This window comes from Chitinophaga rhizosphaerae, from assembly GCF_003958645.1.
GTDB classification, from domain to species: domain Bacteria; phylum Bacteroidota; class Bacteroidia; order Chitinophagales; family Chitinophagaceae; genus Chitinophaga; species Chitinophaga rhizosphaerae.
In genome coordinates, this window is the sequence record NZ_RXLO01000005.1 from 500,909 (window position 1) to 523,655 (window position 22,747).

Annotated in this window: 14 protein-coding genes; 6 read left to right on the forward strand and 8 right to left on the reverse strand. The window is 56.5% G+C overall.

Annotated elements, in window-relative coordinates; translation table 11 throughout:
* Nucleotides 1-19: 19 nt before the first annotated feature.
* Both EJ361_RS14935 and EJ361_RS14940 read right to left on the reverse strand, forming a co-directional pair.
* On the reverse strand, nt 20-1,525 hold the full coding sequence (locus tag EJ361_RS14935; RefSeq protein WP_126246429.1) for a sigma 54-interacting transcriptional regulator: 1,506 nt from the start codon (nt 1,523-1,525) through the stop codon (nt 20-22).
* Nucleotides 1,526-1,529: 4 nt separating this feature from the next.
* Nucleotides 1,530-2,624: a vWA domain-containing protein gene (locus EJ361_RS14940; RefSeq protein WP_126246430.1), complete on the reverse strand. Its 1,095-nt coding sequence runs from the start codon at nt 2,622-2,624 to the stop codon at nt 1,530-1,532.
* 160 nt (nt 2,625-2,784) lie between these two features.
* On the opposite strand from EJ361_RS14940, the gene EJ361_RS14945 reads away from it, so the two are divergent.
* Nucleotides 2,785-3,627, forward strand: a complete 843-nt coding sequence (locus tag EJ361_RS14945; RefSeq protein ID WP_205687013.1) for a sugar phosphate isomerase/epimerase family protein — start codon at nt 2,785-2,787, stop codon at nt 3,625-3,627.
* Nucleotides 3,628-3,861: 234 nt separating this feature from the next.
* On the opposite strand, the gene EJ361_RS14950 is transcribed toward EJ361_RS14945, so the two are convergent.
* From EJ361_RS14950 to EJ361_RS14975, 6 genes are all read right to left on the reverse strand, one after another.
* The gene (locus EJ361_RS14950; RefSeq protein WP_126246431.1) at nt 3,862-7,086 is read right to left on the reverse strand and encodes a glycosyltransferase family 117 protein; all 3,225 of its coding nucleotides are present in this window, start codon (nt 7,084-7,086) and stop codon (nt 3,862-3,864) included.
* 96 nt (nt 7,087-7,182) lie between these two features.
* On the reverse strand, nt 7,183-7,479 hold the full coding sequence (locus EJ361_RS14955; RefSeq protein ID WP_126246432.1) for a putative quinol monooxygenase: 297 nt from the start codon (nt 7,477-7,479) through the stop codon (nt 7,183-7,185).
* A gap of 19 nt (nt 7,480-7,498) precedes the next feature.
* The gene (locus EJ361_RS14960; RefSeq protein ID WP_126246433.1) at nt 7,499-8,323 is read right to left on the reverse strand and encodes an SAM hydrolase/SAM-dependent halogenase family protein; all 825 of its coding nucleotides are present in this window, start codon (nt 8,321-8,323) and stop codon (nt 7,499-7,501) included.
* A gap of 123 nt (nt 8,324-8,446) precedes the next feature.
* A complete protein-coding gene (locus EJ361_RS14965; protein WP_126246434.1) occupies nt 8,447-9,250 on the reverse strand; it encodes an SDR family oxidoreductase in 804 nt (267 codons plus the stop codon).
* 309 nt (nt 9,251-9,559) lie between these two features.
* Nucleotides 9,560-10,780 carry an RNA polymerase sigma factor gene (locus EJ361_RS14970; RefSeq protein ID WP_164714257.1) on the reverse strand — a complete coding sequence of 407 codons (1,221 nt, stop codon included), beginning with the start codon at nt 10,778-10,780 and terminating at the stop codon, nt 9,560-9,562.
* Nucleotides 10,781-10,790: 10 nt separating this feature from the next.
* On the reverse strand, nt 10,791-11,135 hold the full coding sequence (locus tag EJ361_RS14975; RefSeq protein WP_126246436.1) for a YciI family protein: 345 nt from the start codon (nt 11,133-11,135) through the stop codon (nt 10,791-10,793).
* 1,150 nt (nt 11,136-12,285) lie between these two features.
* Here EJ361_RS14975 and EJ361_RS14980 point away from each other — a divergent pair.
* Genes EJ361_RS14980 through EJ361_RS15000 form a run of 5 tightly spaced genes read left to right on the forward strand, consistent with a single transcriptional unit; the run spans nt 12,286 to nt 22,736 of the window.
* Nucleotides 12,286-15,261 carry a SusC/RagA family TonB-linked outer membrane protein gene (locus tag EJ361_RS14980; protein ID WP_164714258.1) on the forward strand — a complete coding sequence of 992 codons (2,976 nt, stop codon included), beginning with the start codon at nt 12,286-12,288 and terminating at the stop codon, nt 15,259-15,261.
* Nucleotides 15,262-15,278: 17 nt separating this feature from the next.
* Nucleotides 15,279-16,763, forward strand: coding sequence for a RagB/SusD family nutrient uptake outer membrane protein (locus tag EJ361_RS14985; protein WP_164714259.1), 1,485 nt, complete (start codon nt 15,279-15,281; stop codon nt 16,761-16,763).
* 11 nt (nt 16,764-16,774) lie between these two features.
* Nucleotides 16,775-18,397, forward strand: coding sequence for a carbohydrate-binding protein (locus EJ361_RS14990; protein WP_126246439.1), 1,623 nt, complete (start codon nt 16,775-16,777; stop codon nt 18,395-18,397).
* Nucleotides 18,398-18,408: 11 nt separating this feature from the next.
* Nucleotides 18,409-19,470 (forward strand): DUF5007 domain-containing protein, encoded by a 1,062-nt coding sequence (locus EJ361_RS14995; protein ID WP_126246440.1) that lies wholly within the window; start codon nt 18,409-18,411, stop codon nt 19,468-19,470.
* Nucleotides 19,471-19,502: 32 nt separating this feature from the next.
* On the forward strand, nt 19,503-22,736 hold the full coding sequence (locus tag EJ361_RS15000; RefSeq protein ID WP_126246441.1) for a SusC/RagA family TonB-linked outer membrane protein: 3,234 nt from the start codon (nt 19,503-19,505) through the stop codon (nt 22,734-22,736).
* Nucleotides 22,737-22,747 lie beyond the last annotated feature (11 nt).

Consider the following 22,747-nt stretch of genomic DNA (forward strand, 5'->3'; position numbering starts at 1 on the left):
CAATATAAAAAAAATCCCGTTAAATTTCTTCTTCGTCTTCCGGATCTTCTGTTGTACTGAAATTCATCATGGTACCCAGCAGGTCGGAAAACCGGGTGGCATTCCCGATAGATTTCTTGCTGAGCAGCGAATGCGCCGCCAGCCCGTGGAGTACCATTTCCATGAGGAGCAGTTGTTCCTTTTTATTGGCTTTGGGGAACATTTTTTCCACCAGCTCCTTCAACCCGGTTACCTGCTGCAATGCCGATGCGTATTCCTTGTCGGGTGCGTCCTGCAGCAACTGGAGGGCATTGCCGGCGTCGAACCACTGGATGATGGGGCGGTAGGGATTGGCGTCCTGCACGCCGGCGGCCTTGCGTTTCTTGAAGGTTTCGGGGTTGGGGAAATATTGTGCGAACGTGGTGCGGAGACTTTTGTCGAGCAGGTTGAGGGCCACCTGGAGCGGACCTTCCTGTTCGCCTTCGTACACCAGTTCGATCTTGCCGGTGATGGCGGGAACGATGCTTTGGAGGTCGCTGATGCGGACGTAGGTGGAGGGCTCGCTGTGCAGGAGGGTCCGCCGTTCCGCGGAGCTCACGGCATTTTCGAACGCGGCGATGGTCAAACGGGCGGAAACCCCGCTTTTCTTGTCCACATATTCACTTCCCCGCGCCTCGAACGCCACTTGCTCGATGATCCTTTTGATCAGGTCGGGTATCGTCACTTTGCCTTGCTGCTCTTCATGCACGGCGGCTTCCTGTTCGGTGATGAGCAAGCTGTTTTCCAGCGTTTTCGGGTAATGGGTGATGATCTGGCTTTCGATCCGGTCTTTCAGCGGCGTCACGATGGAGCCGCGGTTGGTATAATCTTCCGGGTTGGCGGTGAAAACGAAGAGCATGTCGAGCGGCATTCTCACTTTGAACCCCCGGATCTGTATATCCCCTTCCTGCAGGATGTTGAACAGCGCCACCTGGATGCGCGCCTGCAGGTCGGGCAGCTCGTTGATGACGAAGATCCCCCGGTTCGAGCGTGGAATGATCCCGAAATGGATCACCCGTTCGTCGGCATAACTGAGTTTTTCATTCGCCGCCTTTATGGGGTCTACGTCGCCGATGAGATCGGCTACGGAAACATCAGGCGTGGCGAGCTTTTCGCCGTACCGCGCCTCCCGCGGGATCCATTCGATGGGCGTTTCGTCGCCCATTTTGGCGACGAGGTCGCGCGCGTAGCGGGAGAGGGGCGCATACGGGTGATCGTTGACTTCCGATCCGGCCACTACGGGCACGAACTCGTCGAGCAAATCGACCATCTGCCGCGCCATACGTGTTTTTGCCTGTCCGCGAAGGCCGAGGAAGAGGATATTGTGGCGGGAAAGCAGGGCCCTTTCGGTGTCGGGGATCACGGTATCGTCGTACCCGATGATACCCGGGAAAGTGCCTTCCTTTCTTTTGAGTTTGGCGATAAGGTTCTGTCTGATCTCTTCTTTGACGGACTTTTGCTGATGTCCGCTCTTCTTTAGTGCGCCGAGCGTTTTGATTTGTTCCATGTCTTTACAACTTTTTCCTTTTCCCGCTCTCGAAATCGTGGAACAGGAACTGTCCCAGGTTATCGGTCCCGGAGAAAAATGCTTTACCGTTATTGGTTTCCGTGAATTCGTTGACGAATTGCTGCAGCCACGGGTCGGTGGCTACCATGAAGGTGGTGATGGGGATTTTCAGTTTTTTGCATTGGGCGGCGAGGTTGAGCGTCCGGTTGAGGATTTTCCTGTCGAGCCCGAAGCTGTTTTTATAATACTGTTTCCCCTGTTTGAGGCAGGTCGGCTTCCCGTCGGTGATCATGAAGATCTGTTTGTTGGGATTGCGCCTGCGGCGGAGGAGGTCCATCGCCAGTTCCAGCCCCGCCACGGTATTGGTGTGGAACGGCCCGACCTGCAGGTACGGCAAATCCTTGATCTCGATCTGCCAGGCGTCGTTCCCGAACACGATAATGTCCAGCGTATCCTTCGGATACCGGGTGGTGATGAGCTCGCTGAGCGCCATGGCCACTTTCTTGGCCGGCGTGATGCGGTCTTCGCCGTAGAGGATCATGGAATGGGAGATGTCGATCATGAGGACGGTCGACGTTTGCGTCTTGAAATCCGTTTCGCGGATCTCCAGATCGTCCTGCTGCATGGAAAACGTCTCGATACCGTGGTTGATCTGCGCATTGCGGATGGAAGCCGTCATGTCTATCTGCTCCAGCGCGTCGCCGAAGAGGTAGGGCCGGGTTTCGGCGTTCTGCTCGTCGCCCTGGCCGGATTTGCGGATATTATGGTCCCCGATGCGGGATTTCTTCAGTTTCCCGAAAATTTCTTCCAGCGCGCGTTTGCGGATCGATTGTTCCGTTTTGGCCGTGATGGAAATGGTGCCTTCTTCTTCATTGTCCCGGATATAACCCTTGTCTTTCAAATCCTGTATGAAATCCCCGATCCCGTATTCCTCGCTGGTCAGCTGATATTCCTTGTCCAGTTCGGTCATCCATTGCAGGGCCTCCGATACGTCGCCGCTCGTGTACGTCAGCAGCTGGGTAAATAGGTCCAGCAGCTTTTCGAACGAAGGTTGGCTGTCGTCTGACGGGTTGAAACGGGTAAATATAAACCCTTTCATAGCGTACTAAATTACGGAAAAACAAAACACGCATTCGTTTGTCATGGCCGTATCACATGGGGAAATACGGCCGTCTGTCCGTAACGACTTGTAAATCTGGAAAGTACCGTGTATTTTGTACACTAATGCTTACTTACGGCAATATTTAAAATACACGTCTATGATCTCAATGAGAAAATCGCTGGTGCTGTTAGGCGCGGCGGCATTAATGTTCGCGCAGCCGGTACTGGCGCAGAAGAAGGAGGCTAAACTGGGCTGGAAGCTCGGTGCGCAGGCGTATTCCTTCAATCGGTTCACCCTTTCCGAAGCCCTCGACCGCATCGATTCCTGCAAATTGCAGTATGTGGAATGCTATAACGGGCAGACCATCGGCGGCGGTATCGACGGGAAGATGGATTTCAAGATGGATGCGGCGAAGCGGCAGCAGGTGAAAGACCTCTTCAAGCAGAAAAAGAAGACCCTCGTGGCGTACGGCGTCGTTTCCCCGAACGGTGAGGAAGAATGGAAGCAGATGTTCGAGTTCGCCAAAGCGATGGGCATCCAGATCATCACGTCCGAACCGCGCCTGGCCGACCTGGACGCGCTGAGCCGCCTGGCAGACGAGTACAAGATCAAAGTGGCGTTCCACGATCACCCGAAACCGAGCCATTACTGGCATCCGGACAGCGTGCTGGTTAACATCCAGGGCCGCAGCAAATACCTCGGCGCCTGTGCGGACATCGGCCATTGGGTGCGTTCCGGCCTCGACCCGGTAGAATGCCTCCAGAAACTGAACGGCCATGTGTTCAGCCTGCATTTCAAAGACCTCCACGAGAAAAGCCCCAAAGGCCACGACGTGCCCTGGGGAACGGGCGTTTGCAACATTCCCGGTGTGCTGGCGGAGCTGAAGAAGCAGAATTTCAAAGGTGTTTTCAGCGCGGAGTATGAATATCATTGGGACCGTAACTGGCCCGAGATCGCGGAAGGCGTGAAGAACGTGCGGGAAATGATCTCGAAGCTCTGATGGAAATAGATTGTTTTGGCAGCGCCGGGCGGGACCGTCCGGCGTTTTTTTGTGCCCGGGCCTATGGGCTCCAGCTTTCCCGTTTCGCTGGAACCCCGGCAAGCTACCGGCAATTCACCCTTCCACCTTTCTAAAAGGTTACCTTACAACAGCCGCGCCGCACCTCCTGGGCCGTGAAAACAAAAAAGCCGGTCAACACAACGTTAACCGGCTTTTTCATTATCGGAAATCTCATTAAGGTTTCGGAGAATCCTGGGCAGGCGCAGGAGCGTTGCCGAAGGGCTGGTTGCCTTCGAGCAGCTTCGCGCTGTCGGAAGTGAACTGCTGGTGCCATTGCTGAAGCATGGCTTTGAACTGTTCGGCACGGCGGGCATCGTCCTGCAGGTCGTTGGTGAACTTGGAGGCCGGCAGGGCGCGGTAGTAGCGCATCTGCTGGTCGAGGTCCTTCACGATCTGTGCGGAGATGTCCTGCGCTTTCTTCGCGTCGCCGGCGAGGTAGTAAGCGTAGACGATTTCCATGCCCCAAAGGTTGTGCATGTTACCGGGCGAGGTCATGGCGTAAGGCATGTTGCCGGGCAGGAACATGGTGTCCTGGCGGTTGAGGATGGTCAGCGCCTGATCTTTCTTGCCTTCGTTTACCAGGGCAACGGCCAGTTTGGTGTGGGCGTTACGGATGGTCTGGAGCATGCGGCGGTTAGGCTCGTCGAAATATACATCGGGCACGTTTACGCTGCCGTAATGGAATTTCTCCATGATGGTCTGGAACGTGCGTTTGGTGTTCACCTGGTCGTTCAGGCCGGGCAACATCTGGTCGGGCGTGTTGCGGCGGGTGGGCGACAGGCGGTAGGTCATGCCTTCTACAGACAGGAAGTCGTTGAAACCAAGATCGATCGGCGAGGTGAAGTAGATCGGGCGCTTCCATTCGTTGGTAGCGATGATGTCGTACACGGCGAGATCGTTTTTGAAGATCATCTGTTTGCTGATGACGAACGGCACCTGCGATTCGATGCGCGCGCTGTCGGCGGCATCTACCGTACCGTTGGCCAGTACGGCGGCCTTATTCACGGGGATGAACAGTTTCTGCGTGGGCAGGTAGTTCACTTTTTCGCCGGTGTTCAGTGGCACTTTGGCATTGTCGCTATCGTCTCCCAGGAACGCGATCACTTCTTTCAGGTTGTAGAAGCGGTCTTGCGGGATCTTGCCGTTGTCGAAGAACATCACGTAGTTGCGGTTTTCGCCGCGGTATTGTTCCGACGTGAGGGTCATCGGGATGGCCGGGCTCTGGTTGGTGGCGTTGCGGGCCTGGTCGATGTACCAGTCCACGCCCAGGAGGCTGAGGTTGATCACGCGGATATCCGGGCGAATGCCTTCCACTTCCTGTGCGTACCAGAGCGGGTAAGTATCGTTGTCGCCCACGGTAAACAGGATGGCGTTGGGCGCGCAGGATTCGAGATAATCTTTGGCCACATCGCGGGCGATCACTTTTTTGGAACGGTCGTGATCGTCCCAGCCCTGTTGTGCCATGAGCACGGGGGCGGCGAGGAGGCCGATCACCACGGCGAGGGTAGCCGCTGCGGGGAATTTACGCTTCTCGAAGAAGCTGTAGATGCCCATCACGCCCAAACCGATCCAGATGGCGAAGGCGTAGAAAGAGCCTACGTATGCGTAGTCACGTTCACGCGGCTGGTTGCCGGCCTGGTTGAGGTACAGCACAATGGCCATACCGGTGAAAAAGAACAACAAACCTACGATCAGCGCGTCTTTCCGGTGGCGACTGTAATGGAACAGGAAGCCCAGCAGGCCGAGGAGGAAAGGCAGGAAGAAGAAGGTATTGTGCGCTTTGTTATTTTTCAGGCTATCGGGCATTTCGGACTGGTCGCCGAGGAAGATATTGTCCAGCGGTGTGATGCCGGAGAGCATATTCCCGTCGCGCGGGTTCCCGAAGCCCTGGGTATCGTTTTGTTTGCCGATGAAGTTCCATCCGAAGTAACGGATGTACATGTGCCAAACCTGGTACCCGAGGAAGAAGCGGATGTTATCGCCGAAAGAAGGTTTTTCCCCGTCTCTCAGCCCCAGGAATGCTTTGTAATAATCGGCGTGGCCCTGGTCGTTGGAGGCGTCCCATACGCGGGGGAACAGCATCATGTCTGCCGGGGCGTATACCGGCACCTGTTTTTTACCGGCTACGATGTACTTGTTGCCTGCACGGGCGTAGATGTTGTTGGTTTCCTTGTAGGATTCCGGGCGGGCGGTGAACACCTGTCCGTAGATCAGGGGGAAATCGCCGTATTGTTCACGACCGAGGTATCCCACGAGGGAAACCGGGTTGTCGACGTTGTACATGTCCACCGTCGGGTTGGCCGAAGAGCGGATCATGGTGGTGATGTAAGTGGAGTAGCCCATCAGCAGGAAGAAAATGCAGGCATTTACCAGCTGAACGGGGTGTTTGAGTTTGTTAAAATCGATCTTGATGCCGAAAGCCTTCACCAGGTAAGGGATGGCCAGGATGGCGATAGCGAAGATCACTCTGCCGGCGCGGGCCGCGCCGCCCGAGCCTTCGGGGAAGGCGGGGATGAGCACTACGGTGGCGATGAGGATCAGGGGCGCGTACATGCCCACTTTCGGTTTGAAATAACCGATCACGAGCAGCGCGAGTATACCTACGAAGTAGAAGATGAAACCGGAGAAGAAGGGCAGGCTGAGGGAGTTCACGAAGTAAACGTCCATCATACCGGCTACCTTAATGGTATCCTGGATAACGAATTTCTGTACCGCACCGGTGATGAGACAGCCGACCACGAAAGCCCAGAATGCGCCCCAGCCGGTGGTTTTCCTGCTTTTCCTGAAGTACCAGATCAGAACCATGGCCGGGATGGTGAGCAGGTTGAGGAGGTGGACGCCGATGGAAAGGCCCATCATATAGGCGATCAGTACGATCCAGCGGTCGCCGTACTCGGAATCCGCGGCATGTTCCCATTTCAGCATGGCCCAGAAAACCACGGCGGTGAAGAGGGACGACATGGCGTATACCTCGCCTTCCACTGCGGAGAACCAGAAGGAGTCGGAGAAAGTATAGGCCAGCGCACCAACGGCGCCGGCGCCCATTACCACGATCAGTTGGTTACGGCTCAGTTCGCCGCCGTGCTGCGTATAGATACGGCGGGCGAAGTGGGTGATGGTCCAGAAGAGGAACAGGATGGTGAAACCGCTGGAAAGGGCGCTCATGATGTTGATGCCGAGGGCTGCGGAGCCGGGTGAGAAGGGCAGGGTGAAAATCCGGCCGATCAGCACGAACATCGGTGCGCCGGGGGGGTGGGGTACCTGTACTTTATAGGCCGCGGAAATGAACTCGCCGCAATCCCACAGGCTTCCCGTGGCTTCCATGGTCATTAAATAAACAGCACAGGCGATGATACACACGATCCAGCCTGTAATGTTATTAATCCTGTTAAAATTCATAAGTCGATTTTAGATAATTCCGACAAAAATAGAAAAACTAAGCAATTAAGCTAATCGCCGGTACAGTTTTAACTTTTTATAAATATTTTAACACATTCACACGTTTGCGGATGCGATGCGGTCGAGGCTCCAGGCCTCGGGTTTACCTGAGAACCATGGTTTTATGGTGGCCCAGGTGTTGGCAAACAGGTCGGAGTGGCGATAGGCGTCCAGCGCGTCGGGGCCGGACCAGGTGCTGTAGGTGCAGTACACGCCGGGCCGGGAGCGGTCTTTCCATAGTTCGAGGTGCGCGCATCCGGGAAACTGGCGGATATCGCTGCGGAGGGTTTCGAACAGGGATTCGAAGGCGGCGCAATGGGCGTCGGCGAAGGTGAGTTGAACGATCCGGATCATCGGCCGAAGATACGGATCGTTATTCGAACAGGATGCGGACGGTCTGGTAGAAGGAAAGTTGCTGGTAAGCCTGTTGCTGGAGCTGGTCGCGGCGGAAGCCCTGGAGCCCGAAGAGCCCGGCTGCGTTGCCCTTGTTCACGGCGATTTCGAGGTAGCCGGCGGCGTTGAAGAGCGCGAGTTTCTGGCCCTCGGCCACGTCTGCATAGGTTTCGCTGAGCTGGGTGATCATTTCGTCGCGACGGAAGAAGATGGCGAACCGGCGGCCGTTCCGCTGGGCGTGGAACTGCTCGCGGGTGATGTTGACCACCACGTTCTCGAAATTATCGATATGGAGGATCTGTCCTTCGATGTAATCTTCACCCGTGAGAGGTTGCAGGTTGTTCTTCACGACGATCTCCGAAGCCTGCGTTCCGAATTGGCCGGGCGCTTCGCCGCCAAAGAGGCGGGCGAGGGTGCGGGCCATGACGGTCACGATGCCGAGGGTGTTTCGGATTTCGGCGGATTCGAGGGAGATGCGGTACACTTCCTCCGGCATCCCGCCGGCGATCATGGTGAGCAGCCCGTTGTCTGCGCAGCAGATGTACTGGCCCTGGTGGCGCGCGAGGAGGATGAAGTCCGATTTGCGGTCGAACAGGTTATTGAGCACTAAATGGACGGTGTCTTTCGGGTAATAACGGAAAGCGCTGCGGCAGATGTAGGTAGCCTGCGGCAGGTTGAAGGGGGAGATGTGGTGCGAGATGTCTACGACCTGGGCATTCGGACAATGCTGCAGTAGCAGGCCTTTTATAGCGCCTGTCAGGTAATCCTGCAATCCAATGTCTGATGTCAGCGTAACGATGGGCATAATGAGTTCAACGGTCGCGCTTTCTACAGGGGTTTAGTATCCCTGCAAAGAAAGGCATTATTTCAGTGTAATGATGAAAAAAATGGAATTAAATCAAACGGTGCAAAACCGGGGCCATACGCTTCAGGAGAGGGGCGAGCCGGGTTCCCTGCGGAAATGGTTGAAGACCAGTTTGTCTGTCAACCCCGGAAGCAGTTTGCTGAGAAAAACGGTGAGCTTGCCCTGCGAAGTCAATACCAGTGTCCGTTTTCGTTTCGCGATGGCCCGTAGCGTGTGTGCGGCTACGGTTTCCGCGCTCATGAGGCTGCCCTCGTCCAACGGTGTTTCTTTTTGGGAATGGCCGCTTTTGTCCAGCGCGGTGTTCCGGATATTGGAAGCCGTAAAGCCCGGGCAGATCCACATGACGTTGACGCCTGTATGCAGATTTTCGGTCCGCAGCGCTTCGAGGAACCCCTGCATGGCGAACTTGGAAGCGGAATAACCCGTTCTTCCCGGCAAGCCGCGGTAGCCTGCGATGCTGCTAACGCCCACAACGGTGCCTTTCTGCTCGAGGATGGAGGGGAGGGCGTATTTGGTACAATACACAGTGCCCCAGAAATTAATGTCCATCAACGTTCTCAGCACATCCGGCGTAGCGTCCCGGAACAGGGCGCGCATGCTGATGCCGGCGTTATTGACGAGAATGTCGATCTTCCCGAACTTCTCCAGCACGCTGCCGATAAAAGCCTTGCAATCTTCCTCGATGCTCACGTCCGCCTTGAACACATGTAGCTCCGGCACTTCGGCCTGCAAGGCGCGAAGGGTTTCCTCTTTGCGCCCGCATACGGAAACGTTTGCGCCTGCACGAAGGAACGCCAGGGCCAGCGCCTTTCCGATACCGGATGTGGCGCCTGTGATTACGACGGATTTGTGGGGGAAGCTTTGCATGGTGCAAAAATAATGGGACGCGCTAAAACAGTGAAATAATGTTAGACACAGTGAATAAATAAAAATCCACGCGGGTATTGGTTTTTCATGTTTATTTAGTATAAAACGCTGATCTGCAGCGGGTATGAGGACCTCAACTTTTACTTGAAGCAAGCACATGGCGCGTTTGAGCGCCATATTCGTGTGCGTGTGCGGAGCTGAGTGCGTATAACCGATTCTCGGCGCCTTGGCAGGGTGGCGCAATTAAATGGGAGGTGGTGGTGTGGGTTCCGGGATAGGAAATTTTTTTTGAAAGAAAGATGGACGGGATCAGGAAGAAAGTCCGTTCCCGAGCAGCGCCGAGATCTTTTTCCGGAAAAACGCCGCCTCCCCGGGCGTGGGCCTGCCCTGCAGCGCCTTGCGGTAATGTTTCAACGCCCCCGGCACATCGCCCCCGTCTGCGTATATGCGTGCCAGCGCGGCCTGCAGCATATGATGATGCCGCATGAACGGATCGGCCTGCAGCGTATGCAGCATATCCATGGCCGCACGCGCCTGCCCCGCGAAATATAAGGCGATGGCATGACTGAGGCTCACGAACGGCGAAGGTGCGATGGCCGCCAGTTGCCGGTATAGCCCCGCGATCTGCAGCCAGGGCGTTTCCGCGAAGGAATTCGCCGTGGCGTGGAACCAGGCGATAGACGCCTCGAAATGATAAGGGCTTTCCCCCTTCGCCACTGCGGCCTGTTTCAGGTAATCGGCCGCCACCCGGATCATGTCGCGGTCCCAGGCGCTGCGGTCCTGCTGTTCCAGCTCCAGCAGCTCGCCCATGGGGCCGGTGCGCGCCTCCCAGCGGGAGAGCTGGAAAAGCATGAGGGCGTACAAGGCCTTGGCGTCCGAAACGTGGACGCGCGCCCGGCGGATGGCTTCCCGGGTGAGGCTCAGGGCGTCTTCGCAAAGGGCTTCGTCCATGATCTTCCAGCCTTCGGTAAATATGATGTACAACGCCTTCAGCGCCAACTGCACTTTTTCCGCGCTCCACCACACGAATCCCGAGCGGAAAGCGATATCGCCTGCGCGGAGCTGCTGCCGCTGGCGGTACAATACCTTCGACACACTGTCTGCCTCCATCCCCAGCAATTCCCCGATCTGCTGTACCTGCAACCCGAAAACGTAGCGCAGCGCCGTGATGAGCTGCACTTTCGGCGGGAATTTCGCGTGCATGCAGGCGAAGAGCAGCCGCAACAGCTCGAGGTCGCCGTTTTCCGGCGGGCGCTCGGGCGCCGGCGCCGAAGGCAGGTGGGTGAGGGGGATGATGGCGGTTTTGCGGGCATGGCGCCGCCTGCTCATATTGCGCACCGCTGCATACAGCCAGGCTTCCGGCTGCTCGGGCACACCGCGCGCCCAGGTGGTGGCGGCGGATGTAAAAGCCTCCTGCACCATATCTTCCGCGTCGGCGAGGCAAAGGGAACCGTCCATAAACAGCAGGTGGCCGGTCATTTTCCCGAAGCTTTTGCGGTAGAGCTGCTGCAGGAGCGCTGTCAATTGCATGTTGTGCGCATCAGGCATAGATCATCAAAGGTCGGACTTCTATGGCGATTTTATCTTCCTGCAGGGATGGGCAACCGGCGGCCAGTTGCGCGGCGTGGTCGAGGCTTTCGGCCTGGATGAGGAAGTAGCCGCTCACGGATTCGCGGGTTTCTGCGAAGGGCCCGTCTGACGCGATGTGGTTTTTGCGGAGGTAGCGGGTTTCCGGCTCGAGGGGCTCGCCGGAAAGAAGGTGCCCGCCGGCGGCGAGGGCTTCGGCCCAGGCGGTCATCGCCGCAATGTCTTCCTGGAGTTCGGCTTCCGTCATGGCGGCCAACCGGGCCAGGTCTTCCCGGATGAGGAACATAAATTTTTTCATGGGTTGCTTTGTTTTTCAATATAGTGCCGGCTGGCCGATAAATCCGGACATCAACCGGTAATTTTTTTTGGGTGGAAGTAATGCGCTTGCCCGGTCAAGTCGCGAAATGCAGGCGCCAGCGGGTGATGAATGGTTAACTCCGGGACATGTATCTGGCAACCTGCATGTGCAGGCCGGGTTCACGCAACACCGGGAGCGGGATGGATTTAATTCCGAATGGGGTGAATGATCATGGGGCGCAAGAACAGCGACCGGACAATGCATAAATAGAAATAATACATGTAATAAGTACTACATAACTACTTTAAAGTGGCTCAAACACTGAATTGGCGGCGTTTCGCGCGGCTGCCGATTTAAGTGTCTGAAAAACACGTTACATGCCTCTCAACCCACTTTCATTTCACATTATGTAATGCTTCATTTCATGAAAACCTTGTCTGTGCTGTGGTTCAGTATGGGAAGGCTCCCATCCAACCCCGGTATTTGGAATTTGAAATCGATTGTGCGCGTGGAAAACCCGGATGTAGGAACTTTGCTTGCTTTCAATGAATTCAATAATCTTTCGTTAACATTAAAATAATGTAAAAATGAAAGCATAAATTAATTAAATTAAATACTTTTAAACTGTCATTACGATCGTTCATCATGTGATTTTGCTAAATATTTGAGAAATTTTAACATTTGACGTTTAATTTGTATGCAAAACACCCTCCATGCTTGACGGGAATCAGCAGCCGATGTATCTTCAGTCCAACTTGTATATCGCAGATCGCATTTTCCGGAAGGATGGATAAATTTCCCTTCATCATTCAAACCACGTTCAACATGCACTATTTATCACCCGCTGCCCGGACATTCCGCAGCTTCGGATAACCCTCGATCCCATCGGCTTCCCCTGGCCCCCGAAATTGAAATGAGGCAGTAACCTATACGAATACACGTGACGCCCGAACTGCCATGCGTAAGAACCACCCTGGGGGAACTCCGGTATTAAACTGAGGGTCCGCACGTATTATCAGCAGAAATTATCGAAGGTATGAATTCCTGACGGCCTCCATGGCGCGTTCAGGCATTGTCATGCCACGTTCCCGCCACCTCCATGCCGTGGCGGGCAGGGGAACCTATTTACGCAAACAACCAATTGCTCCATATGACATATTTCTACCCACCTCTCCGCAAAAAGCAGGTCATCCTGCTCGCCCTGCTGTTGATGGGGACCGGCGCCGCCGCTCAGAAAAAGGTGTTCAACAGGGCCGACAGCTCCAAGCCGGCCGCTGGTGACGCCACTGACCGGCTCAAAAAACTCCCGGTTTCCTCACTCGACACAGCCGGCTACATCAGGAATACGGACATGATGCTCCGCAACAGGGGCGCCGTTTCCTCTCCGGACCTCGACCAGGCCCGCAAACTCCCGTACATGGGGATCAACGCCGTGCTATCGGGCCGCGCCACCGGCGTGGATGTCCGCATCCCCTCCGCCGAGCCCGGCAAACGCAACGCCCTTTTCATCCGCGGTGCATCCGGACTGCTCCTGAAGAACGGCGACGTTTTCGCCGCGCAACCCCTGTATGTGATAGACGGCATGCCGTTGCAATACGATCATGCCTTCGCGTATGACATCCAGCGGTTCGACTTCAACCGCATCGGCACCGAAATCGACCCTCTCGCTTACATCGACGTCAACGATATCCGCAGCATCGAAGTGCTGAAAGACGCCGCCGCCACCGCGAAATACGGTCCGTCGGCTTCCGCCGGCGTTATCCAGATCTCCACCCGCGGGCCCCGCACCGGAGAGCTCCGCGTGGAAGTGAACGGATACGCGGGCATGTCGCTCAAACCCTCCATGAAAGTGGTCAACGGCCGATGGGAACGCGATTTCCGCCTGCCGTTCTACGACCGCTACGCCACCGCCGAACAATACCGCAGCTTCCCCGCGTACCTGGCAGATTCCACCAACGCCCAGTATTACGGCAATGCCGATTGGGACGAAGCGTATTACCGCAACGGTTGGATGACGGGCCTACATGCAGGCGTAAGCGGCGGCAACCGCCTCGCCAGCTTCCGTTTCGGCGTTGGGCAAGCCACGCAGCAGGGACAGGATAATACCCTCGCGCGCCGCTACAACGTCAACTTCGGGATCAACATCACACCTGCCAAACGGCTCGACTGGAGCACCTACATCAGCGCGTCCATGCTGAACAGGAAAAGGAACCAGTCGCTCCGCGACCGTATGGGCGACCAGGATTATATCCTCAACCTTGACCGGCCGCCTTCTCCCAACAAAAGCCTGCTCGAAGCCTATTACGGGTACCTGGACGACGGGATCGACAATAACCGCAACACCAACGTGCGCGTCCTGAACAACCTTTCCTACCAGTTCGCGCCCTGGCTGAAATTCAACTCCCGTTTCTCCATCGATTACGGACAGAATTTCCGCGACCTGTTCATGCCCAGCACGGTGAACGACGGCAACAACTTCGCTTCCAACTTCGACGGCCTGCAAAACCGCATGACGCTCGACAATTCGCTGGAGTTCAGCCGGTACCTCGGCAAGCGGCACCACCTGACGGTGACGGCCGGCCAGTACAACCAGTGGGACCGCTGGAGCTACATGTACGGCAAAGGTTACCGCGGCAAAAGCGACTACATCAAAATCTACCAGCCCAGTTCGCCGGGCAATCCGGACAACGGGTCTCACAACCTGCGGCTCACGGCCAACTTCAAGGATCGCATCCGTGCGGCGCTCGCCAGCTTTTACGGCAACATCGAATACGACTACGCCGGCAAGTATAACGTGATGCTGTATCTGCGGCAGGACGGCAGCTCCAACGTAACGGAAGAGAACCGCTGGAAGCTGTTCCCCACAGCGGCGGTGTCCTGGAACGTTTCCAACGAGCCTTTCCTCCAGGATTCCAAAGCCCTCAGCACGCTTCGCCTGCGCGGCAGCGCGGGGCGCATGGGCAAGGTGTTTTCCCTGGACTATTATAAAGACGGCCCCATTTACAACGTGGAAATAGGATGGGAGGGAACGCCCAACCTGGCGACCTACAACGCTTTCCCCGTGCTGAATGCGGCCTATGAACTGGGGTACGTGGCGCCCGGGATCGGATGGGCGTATACCGACCAGATCAACGGCGGCATCGATTTCGGATTTGCCAACGATCGCATCAAGGCGGCTGTAGACGTATATGCGCGCACCGACCGCGATCTGTTGCTGAAAACGCCGGTGGCGCAGGAATACGGCTATTCCGGCGTATGGCAGAACGGGATGGATATCCGCAATTCCGGCGTGGAGCTCACGCTGGAGGCATCCATCATCCAAAACAAAACCTTTGCCTGGTCTTCCGCCATCAACGCCTCCATGAACCAGAACAAACTGTTGGCGCTACCGGGCGGGCAAACCGCCGTGGTACTGGGCAACCGCCGGCTTGAAATAGGCTTTCCCACAGACCGGTTCTGGCTATTGCAGAACGAAGGCATGTATGCTTCCAATGCAGACGTTCCCGCGGGCATGACCTACCAGGGCATCGCCATGAAAGGCGGAGACCCGATCTGGATCGATCGGAACGGCGACAACGTGATCGACGATAACGACCGCATCATGGAAGGCTCCCACAATCCCAAAGTGCAGGGCGGATGGGCCAATACGCTCAAATACCGCGATTTCGAACTGAACTTTTTGCTGAGCTATGCTTTCGGCCGAAAGCTCATCAACGAAAACCTCGCCGCGCGCTTCGACTTCGCCAACCGCGAAGGTGCAGACGATATCGGTGCGGTGAAGGAAGTGTTTTACTGGGCGGAGCCGGAAGGCGATATGGACCGCATCCCGCAGTACAACCCCTGGAGCGCGGTGCGCCCGTACCAGGTGAACCAGACGCTGTTCCTGGAAGACGGGTCATACGTGCGCCTGCGCTCGCTGACCCTTACCTATAACTTCCGCGGCGCATGGCTCGCCAAACGCGGGCTGCAAACACTGCGTGTATACGGTACCGGTAACAACCTCCTGACCTGGACCCGCTATCGCGGCGGCGATCCGGAAGCGTTCAGCTACCTGGGATACGACCAGGGCGGGTACAACTGGGCCCAGCCGAAAAGCTTCACACTGGGCTTCAACTTACAGTTCTAATGCAAAAAAGCAATCTCATGCGAAAAATATGGATAGGCGGCCTCAGCCTTCTCCTGGCCGCCGGCTGGTCGTCGTGCAAAGACATGCTCGACATCGAAAGTACCCGCGCCGTCACCCGGGAGAACATGTGGGCCACCAAAAACGATGCCTGGGCGGGCAGCTTTGCCTGCTACGGCCTGCTGCGCGCGGCGCTCTGCAATGAAAACGCCTATTGGGCACATGGCGAGCTGCGGGCAGGACAATTCACTGTTACGCAGCGCGGCGACCTCCAGGCCGTGCGCGACAACCGGCTCACCGCCAACTACGCCACCATGGATACCTGGCGCGACTGGCGCAAGTTCTACGCCACCATCGCCCAATGCAATATCGCCATCGCCAAACTGCCGGAGGTCCCGGCGTTGGACGAGCGGTATTCCAAAACCGAAATGGAGCTCGACCTCGCACAGGTCCGCTACATCCGCGCGTTCACTTACTTCTACATGGTGCGCATCTGGGGAGATGTGCCCCTGATCACCGAGCCCGGTAGCGGCGACTTCACCACCGTTGCCCGTACCGACCAGAACGAGGTGCTGAACTTCGCGTTCAACGAAGTGAATTCGGCGATCTACAAGCTGCCCTGGCAGTTCGACGGAACCAACCCGGAGCAGCCCGGCAACTACCGCGGTCAGGGCATCGGCCACTGGCGCGGCATCCTGGCCACCAAGGGCGCAGGGTTCACGCTGCAGGCCCACATCCGCGCCTGGCAGAAAGATTACCAGGGCGCGCTGGACGCCATTCAAATCGTGAGGGGCAATGGAACCAAAACCGGGTACGCCCGCGTTTCCGTTAACGATCTTACGAGCAACGGCGGTACATTCCGCGGCCGCAGGAACGAGAACATCTTCCAGTTAGACATGAACTTCGACCATGCGGAGATTTCCACGACGGGGCAGCTCGAGAACTGGACGCTCCGGTACCCGGACGTATCGAAGAAAGAAGCGGATATTTTCGTGTCGAAAGACAGTATCCTCAACATCTTCCACCTCGCCAGCGATACGCGCATCGGCACGTTTTTCACCGACATGGGGGCTATGCAGCCCATGTTCTACAAGATCAAGATGCTGAACAATGCCGTGAAGAACCCCACGCTGCGGTTCTTCAACTCCGCCATTTCGGTTTTCCGGTACGAAGAACTGCTGCTGCTCCAGGCGGAATGCATGTTGCGGACGGGCGACTTCAACGGGGCCCTGAGCCTGCTCAACGACCAGCGCGCCAACCGCAACCTGACGCCCGTGCTGAACACGGTTTCGGCAGATGAGCTGATGGAAGAGATCTTCCAGGAGCGCAGGCGCGAATTGATCGGCGAAGGATGGCTGTGGTACGATCTCGTGACCTTCGGCAAAGTGCCCGATTACACCGGCCTGTCCCAAACCGACGTAGACAACGGGGCCATTTACTGGCCGATTTCCCGCGCCGCGCTCGGCCTCAATCCCAAACTCGTTCAAACCCATTACTGGAAGTAAAAACCAGCTATATGAAAAAGTTTTCCTTCAGTATCCCCGTTCTTATCGCCGGCCTCATGGCCGCCACCTTCTCCTGCATGAAGAGGAACGAGGAATTCCGCGACATGCAGCCCGTCCGGGAAGTTAAAATGTCGACCTACGATTTTCTCAAAAGCGCCAATAAAGGCGGATTATACGATACGCTCATCTATCTGCTGGACAAGACCGGCCTCGCCGATAAACTGAAATCCGGCAAGGTAACGTTCTTCGTTCCGCAGGATTTTTCCATCGCGGCAGCGATGTACGACATCAATTTCACCCGCGAAAAGCGCGGCGATCCCGGTAACTGGACGGTAGACAGCGTTCGCCTCGGTATCTGGGACACGCTGCTGTCCCGCTACATGCTCGAAGGCACGTACGACCTCGATACCCTGCGCTATGCAGACGGCATGAACCTCGTAACGCCCTATGGTTACGAAATGAACGGCAAGGCCATCATCACCACCGCTTCCGGTATCGAGAACGGCGGATCGATGGTGATCCAGTATTCCGACAAGAATGAAAGCCGTATCATGAAAAACTGGGTGATGACCACCACGGAAGCCGCCAATCTCAAAACCACTACCGGCGTGGTGCATATGCTGGAGCCCAAGCACATATTCGGGTTTTCCTCTTTCACCCGCATGGGATACCCGCCCGTTCGCCGGCCGTATTTTTCCCAACCCATGGGCATTCCCGGGCATATCGAACTGGGATATTACGACCATGGCGGGGAAGGACTGGCGTATCACGACAACGAGATCGCGGCGCGCGGAACGGCCAATTTCCGGAAAGATGAAGGCGTTGACCTCGATAACTGTACCGAAGGATTGTACAATACCGGTTACACCAACATCAACGAGTGGCTGAAATTCACCGTAAAGATCAACTGGACCGGAAAGTACCGCCTGTACGTGAAAGTGGCTTCGCCCAACGACCATGGCCGGCTGCGCATCGAGGTGAACGACGTGAACGTTTCCGGCAGCCTGGCAGTGCCCAAATCGGGCGGTTACCAGACCTGGAGAACGCTGACCGTTCCCGGGGTGCAGTTGACGGAAGGTGTGGCCACCATTTACCACTTCCTGGAAACGGGGGGGTACAACGCAGGCCGTTTTGCATTTATCCCGGAGGAAAGGGTGCCCTACAACATGCAGCCCGCCAGCATTCCCGGCGAAATCTTCGCCACCGAGTTCGACTTCGGCCTGCCCGGTCAAACGTATTTCGATTCCGACGAAGGCAACAAATCGAACAGCAAGGCGGAGTACCGCGTGTTCGAAGGGCCGGATTGCGAAAAGAACGCTTCCGTTCCCGGGACCTATTCCCTCAGCCATGGTGTGAAAGGGGAGTGGGCTTCCTATACGGTTGACGTGAAGCAGGAAGGCGATTATAAAATTTCGTTCAACTACAGCAGCGGCGGCTCCGCCGGCAAACTGCACCTGGAGATGGACGACGTGGCCATCACCGGCAGCCTCAGCGTGCCTGCCTCCGGCGGGTACGGCGTGTACAAGGATTTCGACGGGCCCGTGGTGCACCTCGCCGCCGGCCGGCACATCCTGAAGTTCGTAAACGACAATGCCGGATTCAACCTGTATACGATCAAATTCATCGCCCAATAAAAAGAGAACCCATGCAAAAGAAAAATACCTGGGACCTGAGGCGCCTGTATGCCGCCGCCGCGCTCTTTGCCACGCTGCTGGGCGCCGCCGGATGCTACAAGGACCTGCTTCCGGATGAACAGGACCACCTCAGCAACAACATGAACTATACGACCGAGAACTTCGTGGCCGTGCTCGGCAAAACGAACGTTTTCATCAACGTATTCAATGCGGACTATTCTACCCAGCCGCTCACCTTCACGCTGGAGAACATACGCTCAGGCGATAAACAGCCCGCGCCCATCCTCAGCCAGCAGATCGATACCCGGCAGTGGAAAACCTGGTATAGCGGGTTCGAAAAGACGATAGACGAGATCATGTCCAAAACCTTCGTCTCCAAGCGCCCCATTCTCGACATCCGCGAAAACTCGGGAGAGATTATCTTCTGGAACGTGGATTCCAACACCGTGGCTTATGGTAAATATTTCTTCGATGTGCGGGTGAAAAACAAGGCAGGGGAACGCGTGTTCGCCAACCTCACGCTCGACGTCCGCCGTCCGCACCCGTACGAGCCGTATACCATCGACGATATCACCGGCATCCAGAAACCGCTGGCCAGCGGCGGACTGGTAAAGGCGCACGATGCGAGGAACGTTCGCGACTACATGCAGCGCCTGTTGCCGAAAGACAGTATCGACGTGTTTTTCGTGAAAACCGGCACGGCGAAGAACACCGTTTCCGTGCGGTTCTTCAATCCCGATTCCTCCATCATCCCCCTCACCGTTTTCGATATGCAGCGTTGGGACAGCCTGTATTATTACAGTCCGCAGGCCGCTACCCGCGTGAAATTCGGCTTCAACCAGCGGTTCGATACCGACAGTACGATCGTGACCTGGGATATCCCCAATCCTTTCCCCGTGCTGACAGACGTTTCCGGCGGGCTGGACATGGCGCAGGTCGGGTTCGATTTCAAACGCGTGAATTTCGGCCGGCAGGAAGCAGGGTATGTGATGGTGCGGTTCGCCATCCAGGAACCGGGAGAATGGACAGTGGCCGTCAAATTCAGGCAGAAGCCAAAATTCGAGGACGACTGATATCGTAAAACCAATTCAAAAAAGAAACTGATATGCGAAATATATACCCGAAAGTGGTGGCGCTCTGCATGATCGTACTGCTTTTCGCCGGCGTAACGGCCCGGGCGCAGCAGCGGATCACGGTGAAGGGGAGAGTGACGGACGCGCAATCGCACGCCGGCATTCCCGGTGTCAGCATCGTAGACGCCGAGTTGAAGAAAGGCATCGCCGTAACCGATCCCAACGGTAATTACTCCGTTACCATCGAAATGAACAAAACCTTGCTGTTCCGGTTCATCGGATACGAAGACAAGGCGATCAAAGTCACCAAAGCCGAGCTGAACCTGCAATTGGCGCCGGCGGAGAAATTCCTTAAAGAGTCCGTGATCGTGGGTTACCAGCGGCGGACCAAGGAAACGGTGACCGGTGCGGTGTCGATGGTCAGCCATAAAGACATCCAGGACGTGCCGGTTACCAACCTGGAACAATTGCTCCAGGGCAAGGTGGCCGGGATGAACATCCAGAACATCAGCGGCGCCCCCGGCTTCGGCGGCACCATCAACATCCGCGGCATCTCGCAGCTGAACGTGACCGGCAGCGGCGACGAAGCCTTCCTGTCCAGCTCCAACCCCCTGCTCGTGATCGATAACGTACCGGTGGAGTACGACGGTGGTATCGACCAGTCGATGTTACAGCCCGGCGCGGCTACCGGCCCGCTTTCGCTGTTGCCGCCGGAAGACATCGAGTCCATCGAGATTTTCAAAGACGCGCAGGCCGCATCGCTTTACGGTTCCCGCGGGGCCAACGGGGTGATCGTGATCACTACCCGCCGCGGCAATTCCCCCGTTCCCATCATCAACTTCAACAATTCCGTGTTCCTCAACACGCCGCCGCAGCTGCGGCCGGTTTGGGGCGGACAGCTGGAGCGCGACTTCCGCACCTATGCCATCCTGAACTATAGCGAGTACGACTTCCTGGCCAAGCTCCAGTTTGCCAACGCGCAGTTCATTACCGACAGTTTGAACGGATTTTACAATAACAGTACCGATTGGCAGGGGCTCTTCTACCAGAAAACCTTCAACTCGAACCATAACCTGCAGATCAGCGGCGGTAATGCGAAGATGAACTATAAGGCGAACATGGGATACCAGATGTACCAGGGCGTAATCAAGAACACCGGCTTCAACCGCTATACGGCCAACCTGCAGCTGAACCTGCAGCCCAACGAGCGTTTGCGCATCAGCGGCCAGCTGTTTGCCGCCCTCGGCCAGAAACAGCGCGGCAACGGCGGCGGCCTCACCGGCAACGGTGCCGGCAGCGCCTTCTCCAGCTCCCTGCTGCCCGGGCCTTCGCACTTCCTGGACTTCCCGGAACTGAGAGCCTACATCGAAAACGTGGACGACAACAACACGATGAACATCCGCTCGTACCTGAGTGTAGACTATGAGCTGCTCAAAGGCCTCCGCCTTACTTCGGCTACCTCGTACGACTATACGACAGACACGCGCGACCGCTTCAACCAGGCCTTCAGCAACAACAACCAGACCATGGTATACGGCTATATTTCGCGCCGCGGAGAGCTGAACACCCGTAATGGCCTGGCGTACAACTTCACCACCAATCCCGCCAACAGCGAAAAGGCGCACAACCTGCTGGTGACCGCCTTCACCGAAGCCAATATCAGGGAGCTGGAAACGCACGTCCGCGACCTGCGTAACGGCCCTAGCGATTACTATTGGGGCCCCCGCGGTTACAGCCCCCGTTTCTACCCGGGCAACCCCTGGAACAACGCGGGTGGCTGGAACGCCAACGGTACGCTCAACAGCGCCACCTACCACGCACTGTCTTTCGCCGGGGTGATCTCCTATAACTTCCGCACGAAATACAACGTCGATTTCTCGTACCGGGCAGACGGTAACTCCGCCTCCGGCACAAAGAGCCGCTACGCCATCAACCCCTCGGTGGGCGTGCGATACAACTTTACCAAAGAGCCGGTTTTCAGGGAGATGAACTTCATCGACTACGGTTCCGTTCGCGGTTCTTACGGGATTAACAGTCGCCCCGCCTCCACGCGCGTGAACTCGCTCGGCTACTACGCCATTTATTCCGATTACAACAACATGCCGGCCATCGGGCCCGACTGGGGCAAGATGCCGAACCCTTTCCTGCAATCTGAAAAGGCATACCAGTACAATTTCGGGTTCGAGATGAGCCTGTTCAAAGGGCGCGTTTCGGTGACGTATGATACTTATTTCAAGGAGTCTTACAATATCCTGCAAGACCAGCGGTTGTCCGACATCACCGGCTACAACGATATCCAGGTGAACGGCGGTGCGATCGTGAACTACGGGCATGAATTCGTACTGGGCCTCCGGCCGTTCGTGTCCAGCAAGGCAGGCGGTTTCCAGTGGAACCTCAACTTCAACGGCGCCATCGCACGGAGCGTGCTCACCAAGCTGCCCGCAGGGCTCCAGATGGCGAGGTTCGACGACGGTGGTCCGTTCTACATCGACCTGGCGCGCAAAGTGGGCCGCAACCCCTTCAGCAACTACATCTACCAGACGGAAGGTATTTACCAGGACAACGCCGACGTGCCGGTAGACCCCATCCGCGGTGTTCGCTACAAAACCGGCCGGGGGAACGGGGTTACGTACTTCCAGGCCGGCGATCCCCGCTGGAAAGACGTCAACGGCGATTATTTCCTCGACGACCGGGACGATAACGTGCTCTCCGGGAATCCCGAACCGATGGTGACCGGTGGTATCAGTTCTACCTGGAGCTACAAAAACTTTTCGCTCAACGTGTTCGCTTCCTACCTGTTGAAACGTACGATCCTGAACACGGCGATGACGTCGCGCCTCATGAAACTGACGCAACCGGCCAATACGGAATACACCGGCCCTGGCGGCGGATCCGTCAACATCTACGATCTCGACCTGATCGATTACTGGCAGAAATCGGGCGATATGTCCAAATACCCCAACATTTACTATGTGTGGAGGAACGGGCAGATCCAGCCTTTCCGCGCGGACCAGACGCTTTGGGAAGAAGACGGTTCGTACTTCAAACTGAACCAGGTGACGCTGGCATACACCTTCCGCGATTTCAACTTCATGAAACGCCTGAAGCTGCGCTCGCTGCGCGCTTATGCCACCGCGTTCAACGTCGCCATCTTCTCTCCCTATTCCGGCCCGAACCCGGAAAACGTGAGCCAGCTGGGCCGCGACAATATCAATGGCTATCCCTCCGCACGTACTTATACCGCGGGTTTCACAGCCGAGTTTTAACGTAGAAAAAG